We start from the raw sequence: 12,879 nt of genomic DNA, 5'->3' as shown, positions 1-12,879 counted from the left end.
ATCACTCATAAACCCATAAAATATTTAACTAGCATGAATAATCAAACAGAAAATCTTATTAAACAATATTACGCTGCCTTCAATGCGGGTGATATGGATACATTTTTAGGTCTGCTTACTGATGATGTCATCCACGACATCAATCAGGGTGGACGTGAAACCGGGAAAGCAGCGTTTGCACAGTTTATGCAGCGCATGAACACACACTATAAAGAACAGCTCGTCGATATGGTTATTATGACTAACCAGGATGGCACTCGTGCAGCAGCTGAATTTGTTGTTTTGGGTGAATACTTAAAAACAGACGAAGGTTTGCCTGAAGCTAATGGACAAACATATCGCCTGCCGGCAGGTGCTTTTTTTGATATTCGTGACAATAAAGTGGCACGAATCAGCAATTATTACAATCTAGAAGACTGGATTGCGCAAGTCGCTAAATAAAAAGGAGTCGCTATGTCCCGGGAAGTTAGCATTCTGCGTTGCTCTGGTCAGGCTTTAGAACAATATATTCCTGATCTTGCTCAATTACGTATAGAAGTCTTTAGAGATTTTCCTTATTTATATGATGGCAACCTTGCCTACGAAGAAAACTATCTGCAGACCTATATTCGTTGTCAACAAGCGGTTATCGTATTGGCATTGGATGGCGACAAAATCATTGGCGCATCAACTGGTATTCCCATGCAATATGAATCGGAGGAATTTATGCAGCCCTTTGTTACGCATGGTTACGACCCTAAGAAAGTGTTCTATTGTGCAGAGTCAGTGTTAAAAAAACAATATCGCGGCTTAGGCCTGGGCGTACGTTTTTTTGCAGAACGCGAAAACCATGCACGAGAACTAGGCGGCTTTGAGTATTTTAGTTTTTGTTGTGTACAACGCGCTGATGATCATCCCTTGCGTCCTCTTGATTACGTGCCTCTGGATAAATTCTGGAATAAAAGAGGTTATAGTAAACATCCTGAGCTCGTTACTCATTATGCCTGGAAAGATTTAGATCAGTCAGAGGAAACATCAAAAGCCATGATTTTCTGGTTAAAAAAAGTATGACAGTAACGGATAAAGTCAGGTTGGCAACTGCGCAATATGATATTACTCGATTGCAAAACTGGCAGCAATATGTAAAAAAAATAAATCATTGGGTAAATGAAGCAGTCAACCAGGGGAGTGAAATTTTATTATTTCCCGAATATGGCAGTATGGAGCTGGTTTCACTTTTTTCTGCTGATATCATTCAAAGTTTAGACAAGCAACTAGACGCCATGCAGGATTTGCATGAAGACTTTTTAAGCCTGTTTAAACAACTGGCTATACAGCACAATGTTTATCTGCAACCCGGTACCTTTCCGGTCAAGCTAAAAGATAACAGATATCGAAATCGCGCTTATTTTTTTAAACCCGATGGGACTGTTGATTTTCAAGACAAGCTGCAAATGACTCGATTTGAAAATGAACAATGGTTTATCAGCTCTGGTGAAGAGATAAAAGTATTTGCTACATGTTTTGGCAACATTGGGATTAACGTCTGTTATGACAGCGAATTTCCGATGATTGCCCGCAAACAAGTTGAAATGGGCGCTAATTTAATCCTGGTTCCCAGTTGCACGGACACCTTGGCAGGTTACCATCGCGTTCGTATCGGCTGTCAGGCGCGTGCTCTGGAAAATCAATGTTACGTAGTTCAATCACCGACTGTAGGAAATGCACTCTGGTCAGAAGCCGTAGATACTAACATTGGTGCGGCTGCTGTTTATACTCCCGTTGATTATGGCTTTCCTGATGATGGTGTTTTAGCAATCGGTCAATTAAACCAGGTTCAATGGGTATATGCAGATCTTGACCTGAATAGCATTGCTAATATCAGAACAACGGGGCAGGTATTTAATTATCGTGATTGGCCTGACCAATTTAAATTTTTTAATGCATCGCAGAGATAAAATGCTCTGCTTTTTGCTTGATAATCATACCAGGTAAATATATGCAAATCGCAGATAAAAGCACAGTCATTTATTGCTGAATTTGTTATTTTTTTCTTTACAAAAGATTATTTTTCGATTAAAAATGAAATTCACTTACTTAATTGAATCCAGGGTTGATAGACATGAATAAAACGTCATCCAAACATACATCAAAGGCTGCTGTTAAACATCAATTTAGTGAAACTGATGACTCCTCCGATGATGATATTATTGATACATCAGTGAACGAATATATGCAATATGCGATGGAGGATGAAAGAGCCTCAAAAAAGTTTGCTGCCAGAAGAAAGATTGACATGTATATGGAAAAGAAACGACTCAGAGAAGAGTTAAATTATTCCAGTTTTGATGATTTTTAAAATGAGTTGTAAATTTATCGAGAGTGGCTTTATATGTGAATCTGTTTTCAAAAGCTAAGTACTATTGATAAGTTATGATGCTTAGCGAGATCATACGGGAAAGTCCGGATTTACTTATAGTTTGATACTAAAACGACGCCGTGTATTTAATATCAAAACTAGTTTTTTGCTTCGTCGTTTGGCCTTATCAATGTCATATTTCATTTGGTACTTCAGGTATTTTTTGATATTGATAAGCCAATAAAAAACGCTAACACTGACACCGCAGTAAGTATAATTTTATATAGGCAGTTAAAAAAAGAGTATAGTGAAAGTCGTAATTTAAATTCAATTTTGGAGCTAGCTTATGAACACTATTAAATTTATGACTGTCTTTATACTTGCCGTATTCAGTAGTAACTTATTAGCTTATGGGAGTAGCAGTAGTAGTAAAAAGGCTTGTAACAAGCCTAAATTCACCCAATTCACTCCACCCCACATGGCTGTCGTAGCAGCACAATCCGAGTTTTCATTTCAGACTTCAACCTCGACCAATCCAGACAGTATTGAAGTCAGTGTAAAAAAACAGCCTGTAGAAATCACTATTAATAAAGTAAACAATGGCTACTCCGTTTCAGGAAAGCTTCCCGCCTCCCTGCAAGACACTTTTGCACGAGTCGAAATTGATGCGAAAGCTACAAATGGTTGTAAAGGAAGCGATGGCTGGTTGCTGAAGATTGAAGATTAGGAACTTTATTACTTAAGTTTGCATGTACAGAAAAATATTCTAGTCTTGTACCGATTCTGGTATGCAGCTATTTTCTGAAATATACTGGAATCGATACAGTTCAAACTCTATTATACCTGGCTGGGTATTTTTGCGAGGTCTGGCATTAGTCTATTTCTCTGCCTTTGTTTCCATTTCGGTACAAATAGAAGGGTTAATAGGTGCGAATGGTCTATTGCCTGTCAACAGGCATTTAACATTGATTGAACAGTTTTATCAGCAGCAGAGATTTTGGCATACGCCGACAGTTTTCTGGATAAATGCTGCTGATACTATGCTTAGTTTTATCTGTTATGCGGGCATGGCCGCAGCCTGCCTGCTGTTGTTAAACGTATTTACACGGGCTGCGTTAATTGTTTGTTATGTATTGTATTTGTCGATTGTTAACGTTGGTCAGGATTTTACGCATTTCCAATGGGATGTATTATTACTTGAGGTAGGTTTTTTAGCCATTTTCCTTACCTGGGGCTCAAGTATTATTATCCTTTTATTGCGCTTTTTACTCGCACGATTTATGTTTATGAGCGGCGTGGTGAAAATTGCGAGTGGTGATCCGAACTGGGCAAATCTGAACGCTTTAAAATTTCATTATGAAACCCAGCCTTTACCCACACCTGTTGCTTATTACGCTCATCATTTGCCGGACTGGTTGCATAAAGTCAGTGTAGGCGGGGTGTTTTTTATTGAGCTGGTTGTGCCATTTTTTGTCTTTTTGCCAAGACCCTTTCGGCTTTTTGCGTGCTGCTCATTTATCCTGCTTCAGGGGAGCATTATACTGACGGGCAATTATAACTTTTTCAATATACTAGTGATTTTGCTGTGTCTGTTTTTGCTGGAGGATCGGGACGTTGAGAAAATATTGCCGCATCAGCTAAGCGCGTTTATTCAGCAGAAAAAAGTCGTGCCGGGTTATATTGCGCACACCGTTGCAGGAATATGGGGTAGTCTGGTTATATTGTTATGTGCCAGTCAGATCTGGCTATATCATGCCCGCATGCCTTTGTTTGGCCCAATGAAATCATTACTTGGAACGATTTCTACATTTTCTTTAGTCAATAATTACGGACCTTTTGCGGTGATGACTACAAAGCGCAATGAAATTATTGTGCAAGGATCTAATGATGGGCAGTATTGGTTAGATTATGAATTCAAATATAAACCGGGAAAATTAAATCGTGAGCTAGGCTGGAATATTCCACATCAACCGCGGCTGGATTGGCAAATGTGGTTTGCCGCGTTGGGTCCACCGCGCAAAGGTTCCTGGTTTGACAGTTTGGTAAATAAATTATTGCAAGGCTCTCCGGAGGTTTTATCATTGCTGGATGAAAACCCGTTTGCGGATAAACCGCCAAGATATATCCGGGCTTTACTGTATCACTATTCGTACACTTCTTTAGAGCAGAGAGAAAACAACGGACAAATCTGGCAACGTCAATATCAGGGCATATACTGGCCTGTGAGCAGCATCAACAGCCAGGTATTTCAGGAGCGCAGGTAACTTGCCTAAGGTATTTTAGGCTACATAAAAATAGTTAAAATTTTCACCACACCGAGAACGTAGGGATTCACTACACTCAAAGGTACAGCGTATGATAACTTTATATCAATTTCCTATTTCTCACTATTGCGAAAAAGTTCGCTGGTCACTTGATTACAAGCAACTAGATTATCGGGTAAAAAACCTGCTTCCTGGACTTCATGTAATGAAAACCAAAGAACTGGCAGGGCATTCATCTGTGCCAATTTTAGTGGATAAAAATAAGGTTATTCAAGGATCAGCGCATATCATCACTTATCTGGATAAAAATTTTCCACAACCTGGTCTTACACCAGATGATCTTCAGTTTAAAGAACAGGCCTTAAAATGGGAAAGATATGTTGACAAGGAAATAGGCCCGCATATCCGCCGCAGTTTTTATCATATATTGTTGCAACACCCAGATGTTGTGATTCCTTTTTTTACCCATAATGGACCCTGGTATGGGAAGTTGATTTTACGCAGGATATTTCCGAAATTAAAAAACAGGATGCAATCATTAATGAATATTAATGAACTATCAGCCCGGGAATCGCAACAAAAAATGGCTGTTGCCATCGAGCGTTTGCATCAACATTATTTGCAACATGATTTTCTTGTCGGTAATCAATTTACACGGGCTGATTTGGCTGCCGCCTCTTTATTAGCACCTTTTTGTATGCCAGAGAAATATGGCCTGGATTGGCCGGAGCGTTTACCGCTAGAACTGGAGGATCTGATCAGGCAATTTCAACAGAAAACAGACTGGGTTAATGACATGTATGCCCAGTTCAGGTAAAAAGGATGGTTCGATAAAAATCTTGCCAAGCAGTAGGGCGCTGCCTTAGCTCGCCGGTATTGCACTACAGGAGAGTAACGTCGTAAAAAGCGAGCAGTCAGGGCGTAATTGTTTTAACGCTATCAATCGAGTCTGCCCTTTTAGGTTTTGTTAGCCAATTCCCGGTTGATAAGCTGATGAGTCAATTATAAAGGCTATGTCACCGTTAAGTATTGAAAATCACCCAGAGCAGAATGTAACAATTGCTCAGGGGTTAGATTGTGGTTCCGATCCATAATTCTGCACCAAGCCAAATAATTAGGTAAATACTTGGTGGCTACACCATGAAAGCGGTCTAGCCATGATTTAAAACGGTGGTGGTATGCATTGACATTTTGTATATGATAGGCCCCTTTAGTCACCCGCTGCCCTTGACTCATGTTAACGATTTCATGAGATACTTTTTCAGCTTTACAAAATGCACCATAAGTTGGATTGCCATCACTCACAAGGAGGGCATCCTGGTCTAGTATTGGCTTTAAATGCGTATCAAGAACAATTTTGCTTATTGGGCCATTACCTGTCACAAAATCTACGGTTTGTTTTGAGCGATCACGAGCAATTAAAATGCAAATTTGCTCATCAGAAATCCCTCGCTTAGTCGCACAGCCCCCTCGTTTCCTTGGTTGACGATTGAGATGGCGTTCTCCTTTATGTGACTCAAGTAAGTAACCTGAGTTCGGGATAAGACGTCATAACAAAGGTAATAAATCTTCTCTACGTAAGTTGAGTGCAGGCTTTTTTTCCTGGTAAGAATAAGCAACTAAACAAGCAACAATATTGATCATATAATTCGTAAGCGAACGATGTCTAGAGTGCTCAAGCTGAAAAATATTTTTAAGTTGATCATTGATAGTTTCAATAATGCTACGCTTTCTCAATAAAAGTGCATCAAAAGCAGCTATGACTCGTGGTTTCATATTTTTCTTGAGAGTTGTGATTAACTCAACATCATCGGTTGCTAAAAGTTCAGTGAGTTTTTTAGAAATATATCCTCTATCGCCAAAAAGCTTTCCAATCAGATTTTTAGCCAATTTTGGTACGGGTTTACGGTCATCAACATTCCCTTTCGTGATTGAAAAAGAAAGTATTTCCCCTCGATCATCCACAATAATGTGTAATTTAAACCCATAGAACCAGCCCGTAGAAGACTTGCCTCGTTGGGCCACATCTTTGAAAGTTTTATGGCGCGGAATACGAATATTTTTACAAACGCAAAGGGGTGTTGAATCAACAAATGCAATACCTTCACTTCGGCCACAACGTGTTTGCATAAAAGCCGTTAAAGGACCGATAATATCGGGCAATAATTCAATGAAACGGTTATAACTCGGCACCTTTGGGAAAGCTTTAGATAAGTTTTTGGGCAAGTAGCGTAAATAAAACCATTTAAATGTGTCATACCCTGACTGATGATAGTAAACAATCAAAGTAATTATTTCACTGGGGCTAATGCAACGCTTTTTCCGTCTTTTCTTTTCACCGTTTTCTATTTGGGTTTTCTCCCAGTGGGGTAAAAAGGTTTTACAAAAATCATCTACATCACAAAATAATCGGGTTAAACTTAGCATTGGGCAGTCTTAGAAAAAATAAATTCTTGGTTGTTTCTATTTTTTCAGATTTTCAAAAGACTGCCCACCTTTTCTTATCCCGAACTCAGGTTAAGTAGGTTTCATCAGCTTCTGTAATGCCATGAAGAGCACTGGGACGATCCTGCTGAATCCAGCTTAAAAAACGGTGCCGCCATCGAAAGGTTGTATTTCGATGCACATTAATTTCTTTAGCTGCCTGCCGGACAGTCAATGATTCTGCGATAGCTCCTAAGTAATCAAGCCACTTTGACTTGAGGCGTAGATGAGCAAGAGGCGTTCCCTGTCAAAGCATTAAATGTCTTTTTGCAGGCTTTACAGCGGTAGCGCTGAAGGCCATCTTTTATTCCATGCCTGTGGCTTTCGGTATGGGAGCAATGAGGGCATTTACCTTTGCTATCAAATATTGTTTCAATTAAATCAAAAACCTTAGGTTCGTCCTCTAGTTGATCCAGTGCTTTCGTTAGAACAGTGCGTTGATGGTGGTCAAGTTGATTTATTTCGGAAATGAACTCTAAAAACTCTGGGGCTTTCATAACTATCTCCTTAATTTACATGGGCTTTATTTACTTATACGCTCTTGTTATATGAAATTCCATACTTTACGGTGACATAGCCATTATAAATCGAGATGCATAAAAAACTGACCTGAACCGGGGGGTGAATCCGGTTCATAATAAAGCGATTTAAGCTTCATATTAACTTTATTTTCAAGCGGAGGACCCGTCAATAAAGTACGAAAATCCAGTCCACCTATTAATTGATGGGTAATGGTCAAATACAAACGGGAAAGCTGTTTTTCTCTGATCATAGTGTCAAGCATTCTGGGACCTGCGATAAGGTAAATGCTTTTGTAATCTAGTTTTTTCAATTGTTGAATTAATGCTGCTCCCTGAACCATTTGCTCTTCACCTGAAATCAGAACTTTATACCCGTGATCCTGCCAATAGCGTATTCTCTCAACATCAGCATTTTTTCCTGTCGCAATAAAACAATCTTGTTGATGTTCGTGCAGACTGGGGTGCATAGGAAACTCCATGCTTGCACTGGCAATAATGACTGTCGGCTGTGGTTTTAATCCATTATTGCATCGCCACTCAATAAGCTCTTTACTTTTAACCTGCAGCACATTACCCAATCTGTTTTCGTTTAGAGCTCGCATATATCCGCCATGAGTAATAAGGCAATCAGCCTGTGCATGTAATTCCATAAACAGTTTGAAGTCTGAAACTGTTGTTATATGTTTAGGGATATAAGCGATAAGGTTTTGTTCCTTATCTTCAAGTGCTATGCGGCCATCTAGACTGGACAGAAAATTTGCATAAACAAAAGGTGAGGTCATACTACCTAATCTATCTACCCGGTGAGCCAGGTATAAATCTTTCAGGTTTTGTTGCTGACCACAAAGAGGGTACAGATTTAAAAGTTGTTCCGACATAACTTTAACCTTGATGTATAAACACTCATTTGTTTGTTACCTCCAGTACCCGTCTCATTCACAGAAAAGATGATCTATCAGGTTTATGTTAGAAAGCTAATTATTCAATCAGGTAATCTGTTGTTATTATTTCTAGTAGATGTTCATTAGGATCTTTAAAATAAACACCACGACCACCATAGAGATGATTTATTTTTCCGTCATCGCTTGAACGAGGACCACTGCCAAAACTAATATTATCTGATTTTACGCGATCCAGTATTTCATCAAATTGTTGATCATTAACCTTGAAAGCATAATGATTGTTAGAAAAGTTTTCTTGCGTGTAGAAATCTAATGTTAAGGTTGAGTTCACTTTAACCACAGCGAAGTGCCCCCACTCTTTAATAAATTCAAACCCAAATATTTTCTCATAGAATTTGGCTGATTCGACATTGTTTCTGGAAGCAACAATTGTATGGTTTAAGGTAATTTCCATCATATTTCCTTTTAACAAGCTATTACACAAGCCCGCCCATTCTCATGTTAATAACTGGTCAGTTTTAGCAGCCATAATAAAGTCATTAACGTGCAAGCCTTTTATTTTATGAGACCACCAACAAACGGTGACTTTTCCCCATTCTGTCAATATGGAGGGATGATGATTTTCATTTTCGGCAAGCTTAGCAACTTTTTGAGTAAATGCCATTGCGTCTACAAAATTGTTAAAGTTAAAAACTCGTTTTAAGCGTTTTATTTCATCTTCCTTAATAATTTTCCAATCCGGTAGTTGCCGCTTAAATTCATTAATTTCTTCCTCTGTCGCAAGTGCTGCACCTATTCTGCAAGCAACACAAGTTTGTTTAGTCAATTGATCCATCTTGTGGTCTCCTTCCATCTATTTAAAAAGAAATTCATTTTATACTTGTTAGTAGAAATCATTCCATTGTAATTTTTCCTTCAACACAATGACTAAGGCCTAAAGAAGGAGCTTCCAAAGTCATTTTTATATCGAAGGCTTCAGGACCCTTAAACTTTCCTGATTCGACCGCTTTCATCACAGCATGTTCAATTTCACGTTGAGATGTAACTCCAACGTGTTTCAGAAATTTTCTGATTTCCATATTAAACTTATCTTCATTCATGTTGACCTCCAAAAGGTCTTTGGCTCTTTTTATTTGAAATTGTCGCGACGAAGCCATTTAATATCAGTTACTTGAATATTGTTTGATTATTTTAATTTTCATGCTTGGTCTATCAACACGGTTTCTGGATGATAAGCGGGTCGACCCAATGAATCCGCTCATCTTTTTGTACTTTTGATTGAAAGTATGATTATAACTCTATCGATCATAAACTTGGTCTACCAGTTTTTTAAACCACAATGGCCGAAAAATCATAACGTATAAAATCAGCAATTCTAATATTGGCAGAGGTATTATGTGCAAAACTATCAGTACCAATAGAACTATAAAACAAGCGAGCAGTGTATGAAAAGAAGAAACTTTATTCATAATTAGATTCTCAATCAGTTATTTGTTATCTTAATTAGCCTGGACAACGCACTAGTGTTGAAGGGCTACAACTAGTCATTTCAGGTTATCTCTTTATAGTCTATTCGTCAAACTTATTAGTGGTTACCGTTATTGTATGAATTCGGGTGTTTTTATTCTGCTCCCTTTGGTTACTAATGTTTTTTTGTTTAATTATTGCTGATTAGCTTTTTTATCCTTGTTTTATTATTTTCGATTATGAGTCTGGTTTAATATGGTTTCAGTCTGTTCCATTTTAGTACGTTGAGCGACCGTAGCATATAGATCAAGCAAGCTTTGAAATACACTGTCTTTTTCAAACGCGGTTAGATTTGTATTGGCTAATTGCTTATTTAAGGCTGCAAACTGTGATTTTTCTTGTTTGGTCATCGAGGCCAGCATAACTTTATTCGCTTTTTGATGGTCACTTGCGTGTTGTTTCGCTGCGCTTAATAATTGCTTCCAGTCACTTTTCTCTAGCTGATCAGTAGAACGTCCCTGGCTAAATAAAATAATACAACTCCAGCCTACCATTTCTGTCAGTAAACTCATGCTTGCTGCATTGGCCCAGTTACCTATCACCGGTAACCAAAATAATAATTTCGCGCCTATTAACGGTCCGGCATAATGAGTGATAATTTGCGTAATATTTGTTTGCCATTTACATCTTCGGCCTTATATAAACGGCCAAGGCGGTAGATCATATATAAAGAGACCCCTGTGATTAAGACCGTATCGCCAGCCAGGGTATTCGCTAACCCAAATGCAACGCTTCCATTTGCCAGTGCGCAGGCGTGGATCAACCAGGTTGCTTCTGTCTGACGTTTTTTATCATCATTCAGTGCCGAGAATTGTAATGTTTCAAGCTTATTTGTATTCATTATTAGTTGTAGGGATAGCTTAAGAAGGGGAATCAGGATAAAGCGTGCTGTTTTTGCAGCAATTCTCAATTTAGGAGCAGTAATATAAATCAACTAGTTACAGTTACTTTATGTTTCGATCCTGAATCATTTTTTCAGCACTCAGTGCATTTTCTATGAAAAAAAGGCACTTTTTTCAATTTTAATTCCAGTTTTTGGAATTTTTATCGAAAATTTAAAATTTCAGAAATGAGTATTTAAGCCATGTCTAGAAACTTCTCATTATCCACGGGAAAATATTAAAAAGTTGCTTTACAATATATTCTATGAACTCGCCTAAACCTGAATTACCAGAGATAAACAAAGAAGATCGCACACCGCTAGTCGATGTGTTATTGGAAATGCTTGCCTGGCAACAAAAGCAGATTGATGAGTTAGCACAAGAGATACTCAAGCTTAAAGGCGAAACCACAAAGCCTAAAATCAAACCGAGTACAATGGATAAGGAGGGTGCCCCAGGAAGTGATGACTCCTCATCAAAAAGGAAAAAAGGCCCAAGGCGCAGTAAAAAAGGCAACCTCAAAATAGATGAAACCCAAATTATTCAGCCGGATGAAATCCCGGAGGGTTCACGCTTTAAAGGGTATCAGGATCGTGTTATTCAGGATATTACCTTTCAAACTCATAACATTCGTTATCGTTTAGCAGAATATATAACGCCAGAGGGTCTTACGATTTTAGGTCAGCTTCCTGAAGACATTCAGGGAGGTAGTTTTGGTAAAAGCCTTATTGCCTTTATTCTCTATCAATACCATCACCAACATGTCACACAGCCATTACTACTGGAACAAATTCGTGATTTAGGCGTCGATATTTCGAGCGGTAAGCTCAGTTATATACTAACAGAAGATCTGGACGATTTTCATGCCGAAAAAGATGAATTACTGAAGACGGGATTATCCGTTTCTAAATATATTCATACAGATGATACTGGCGCACGGCATAAAGGGCAAAATGGCTATTGCACACATATTGGCAATGATTTTTTTGCCTGGTTCAGTAGTACAGAAAGTAAAAGCAGAATCAATTTTTTAAACTGTCTATCACAAGGCAAAACAACGCTTTATACATTGAACACAGGTGCCATTGAATACATGGCACAAAATAAGCTGTCTGTTGTAATCTTGGCGACACTGGAAAATATCAGTGTCTGCATTAACACGGCACCTGACTGGTGCGAATGGCTGGATCAGCAAGGCATCGTTAAACCTCGGCACAGAAAAATAGTCACGGAAGGTGCTTTGATGGGAGGGCTGCTAGACCAAGGCATTTCCTCTGACTTTTCAATTATCAGTGATGATGCAGGGCAGTTTAACGTCTTTGATCATGCCTTGTGCTGGATCCATGCCGAACGAGTGATTAATCGCCTGATTCCTTTAAATGACAGCCATACCAAGGCAGTAGATGACGCACGCGACCAGCTTTGGTCGATTTACCATGACCTGAAAGCTTATAAACTTAATCCTGTTACCGAACAGGCGAGCAGTATCAGGCAGCGCTTTCAAATCCTATGCAGTACCAAAACCTGTTACGAAACGCTTAACCAGGCCCTCGGGCGAATGGGGAAAAATCAACATGAACTCCTCCGTGTACTCGACAAACCCTACCTCCCACTTCATAACAATTTAAGCGAACGGGATATAAGGGATTACGTCAAGAAACGAAAAATCAGCGGGAGTACACGAAGTGATGCAGGGCGGAAAGCCCGTGATACTTTTGCCAGTCTCAAGAAGACCTGCCGAAAGCACGGCATGTCATTTTGGGGTTATTTAAAAAGTCGCTTACTGAAGTTAGAAGGGATTCCTCCGTTATCGGAAGTCATTCGTGCGGCCGCTGCCAGTGGATAATGAGAAGTTACCATGTCTAGGCATAAGTTATTGAATTTCTTTAAATTGAGAATTGCTGCTGTTTTTGACTTTAATTCTAATAATTACCTGTTGACATAAATACTATAATAAGTTAA

General features: G+C 38.9%; 15 protein-coding genes and 2 pseudogenes. 8 read left to right on the top strand and 9 right to left on the bottom strand.

The genetic code is table 11. From position 1 onward, the window contains the following. Positions 1–33: 33 nt before the first annotated feature. The 7 genes from AU255_RS11740 (at position 34) to AU255_RS11710 (ending at position 5,419) form a co-directional block, all read left to right on the top strand. The gene (locus AU255_RS11740) at positions 34–441 is read left to right on the top strand and encodes a ketosteroid isomerase-related protein (protein WP_080523030.1); all 408 of its coding nucleotides are present in this window, start codon (positions 34–36) and stop codon (positions 439–441) included. Between the two features lie 12 nt (positions 442–453). Beyond that, positions 454–1,050: a GNAT family N-acetyltransferase gene (locus AU255_RS11735; protein WP_080523029.1), complete on the top strand. Its 597-nt coding sequence runs from the start codon at positions 454–456 to the stop codon at positions 1,048–1,050. Next, positions 1,047–1,937: a carbon-nitrogen hydrolase family protein gene (locus AU255_RS11730; RefSeq protein WP_080523028.1), complete on the top strand. Its 891-nt coding sequence runs from the start codon at positions 1,047–1,049 to the stop codon at positions 1,935–1,937. Before AU255_RS11735 ends, AU255_RS11730 begins: the two co-directional genes overlap by 4 nt. 164 nt (positions 1,938–2,101) lie before the next feature. Beyond that, the gene (locus AU255_RS11725) at positions 2,102–2,338 is read left to right on the top strand and encodes a PA3496 family putative envelope integrity protein (RefSeq protein WP_080523027.1); all 237 of its coding nucleotides are present in this window, start codon (positions 2,102–2,104) and stop codon (positions 2,336–2,338) included. 346 nt (positions 2,339–2,684) lie between these two features. Beyond that, the gene (locus AU255_RS11720; RefSeq protein ID WP_080523026.1) at positions 2,685–3,065 is read left to right on the top strand and encodes a hypothetical protein; all 381 of its coding nucleotides are present in this window, start codon (positions 2,685–2,687) and stop codon (positions 3,063–3,065) included. 61 nt (positions 3,066–3,126) lie between these two features. Then, a complete protein-coding gene (locus AU255_RS11715; protein WP_080523025.1) occupies positions 3,127–4,602 on the top strand; it encodes a lipase maturation factor family protein in 1,476 nt (491 codons plus the stop codon). A gap of 91 nt (positions 4,603–4,693) precedes the next feature. Beyond that, a complete protein-coding gene (locus AU255_RS11710) occupies positions 4,694–5,419 on the top strand; it encodes a glutathione S-transferase family protein (RefSeq protein ID WP_080523024.1) in 726 nt (241 codons plus the stop codon). A gap of 194 nt (positions 5,420–5,613) precedes the next feature. Here the strand turns inward: AU255_RS11710 and AU255_RS11705 are convergent. The 9 genes and pseudogenes from AU255_RS11705 to AU255_RS11660 form a co-directional block, all read right to left on the bottom strand. Beyond that, positions 5,614–6,129: pseudogene (locus tag AU255_RS11705) on the bottom strand (IS1595 family transposase); the annotation flags it as partial. A 21-nt stretch (positions 6,130–6,150) separates the two neighbouring features. Continuing rightward, positions 6,151–7,029, bottom strand: a complete 879-nt coding sequence (locus AU255_RS11700) for an IS982 family transposase (RefSeq protein ID WP_080521034.1) — start codon at positions 7,027–7,029, stop codon at positions 6,151–6,153. A gap of 91 nt (positions 7,030–7,120) precedes the next feature. Continuing rightward, positions 7,121–7,583: pseudogene (locus tag AU255_RS20820) on the bottom strand (transposase); the annotation flags it as partial. 83 nt (positions 7,584–7,666) lie between these two features. Further along, positions 7,667–8,485: a RibD family protein gene (locus AU255_RS11685; protein ID WP_080523021.1), complete on the bottom strand. Its 819-nt coding sequence runs from the start codon at positions 8,483–8,485 to the stop codon at positions 7,667–7,669. 100 nt (positions 8,486–8,585) lie between these two features. Further along, a complete protein-coding gene (locus AU255_RS11680) occupies positions 8,586–8,963 on the bottom strand; it encodes a VOC family protein (RefSeq protein ID WP_080523020.1) in 378 nt (125 codons plus the stop codon). A gap of 42 nt (positions 8,964–9,005) precedes the next feature. Continuing rightward, positions 9,006–9,344, bottom strand: a complete 339-nt coding sequence (locus tag AU255_RS11675) for a 4a-hydroxytetrahydrobiopterin dehydratase (protein ID WP_080523019.1) — start codon at positions 9,342–9,344, stop codon at positions 9,006–9,008. A gap of 58 nt (positions 9,345–9,402) precedes the next feature. Beyond that, positions 9,403–9,609, bottom strand: coding sequence for a DUF6494 family protein (locus tag AU255_RS11670; RefSeq protein WP_080523355.1), 207 nt, complete (start codon positions 9,607–9,609; stop codon positions 9,403–9,405). Between the two features lie 594 nt (positions 9,610–10,203). Continuing rightward, complete coding sequence (locus AU255_RS11665; RefSeq protein ID WP_143735914.1) at positions 10,204–10,548, bottom strand: hypothetical protein; 345 nt, start codon at positions 10,546–10,548, stop codon at positions 10,204–10,206. Between the two features lie 59 nt (positions 10,549–10,607). Then, positions 10,608–10,877 (bottom strand): hypothetical protein, encoded by a 270-nt coding sequence (locus AU255_RS11660; protein ID WP_080523017.1) that lies wholly within the window; start codon positions 10,875–10,877, stop codon positions 10,608–10,610. 305 nt (positions 10,878–11,182) lie between these two features. On the opposite strand from AU255_RS11660, the gene AU255_RS11655 reads away from it, so the two are divergent. Then, positions 11,183–12,763 (top strand): IS66 family transposase, encoded by a 1,581-nt coding sequence (locus AU255_RS11655; protein WP_080520980.1) that lies wholly within the window; start codon positions 11,183–11,185, stop codon positions 12,761–12,763. Positions 12,764–12,879 lie beyond the last annotated feature (116 nt).

It is taken from the genome of Methyloprofundus sedimenti (assembly GCF_002072955.1).
GTDB lineage: Bacteria > Pseudomonadota > Gammaproteobacteria > Methylococcales > Methylomonadaceae > Methyloprofundus > Methyloprofundus sedimenti.
The sequence above is the reverse complement of the archived record's forward strand: the minus strand, read 5'-3'. Positions and strand labels throughout refer to the sequence as shown.

Bases quoted from the DNA above. Each gene is read 5' to 3' on its own strand.
- AU255_RS11685 (WP_080523021.1), bottom strand. From the start codon at position 8,485: ATGTCGGAACAACTTTTAAATCTGTACCCTCTTTGTGGTCAGCAACAA.
- AU255_RS11740 (WP_080523030.1), top strand. From the start codon at position 34: ATGAATAATCAAACAGAAAATCTTATTAAACAATATTACGCTGCCTTC.
- AU255_RS11660 (WP_080523017.1), bottom strand. From the start codon at position 10,877: ATGAATACAAATAAGCTTGAAACATTACAATTCTCGGCACTGAATGAT.
- AU255_RS11675 (WP_080523019.1), bottom strand. From the start codon at position 9,344: ATGGATCAATTGACTAAACAAACTTGTGTTGCTTGCAGAATAGGTGCA.
- AU255_RS11665 (WP_143735914.1), bottom strand. From the start codon at position 10,548: ATGAGTTTACTGACAGAAATGGTAGGCTGGAGTTGTATTATTTTATTT.
- AU255_RS11700 (WP_080521034.1), bottom strand. From the start codon at position 7,029: ATGCTAAGTTTAACCCGATTATTTTGTGATGTAGATGATTTTTGTAAA.
- AU255_RS11655 (WP_080520980.1), top strand. From the start codon at position 11,183: ATGAACTCGCCTAAACCTGAATTACCAGAGATAAACAAAGAAGATCGC.
- AU255_RS11670 (WP_080523355.1), bottom strand. From the start codon at position 9,609: ATGAATGAAGATAAGTTTAATATGGAAATCAGAAAATTTCTGAAACAC.
- AU255_RS11725 (WP_080523027.1), top strand. From the start codon at position 2,102: ATGAATAAAACGTCATCCAAACATACATCAAAGGCTGCTGTTAAACAT.
- AU255_RS11710 (WP_080523024.1), top strand. From the start codon at position 4,694: ATGATAACTTTATATCAATTTCCTATTTCTCACTATTGCGAAAAAGTT.
- AU255_RS11735 (WP_080523029.1), top strand. From the start codon at position 454: ATGTCCCGGGAAGTTAGCATTCTGCGTTGCTCTGGTCAGGCTTTAGAA.
- AU255_RS11730 (WP_080523028.1), top strand. From the start codon at position 1,047: ATGACAGTAACGGATAAAGTCAGGTTGGCAACTGCGCAATATGATATT.
- AU255_RS11680 (WP_080523020.1), bottom strand. From the start codon at position 8,963: ATGGAAATTACCTTAAACCATACAATTGTTGCTTCCAGAAACAATGTC.
- AU255_RS11715 (WP_080523025.1), top strand. From the start codon at position 3,127: ATGCAGCTATTTTCTGAAATATACTGGAATCGATACAGTTCAAACTCT.
- AU255_RS11720 (WP_080523026.1), top strand. From the start codon at position 2,685: ATGAACACTATTAAATTTATGACTGTCTTTATACTTGCCGTATTCAGT.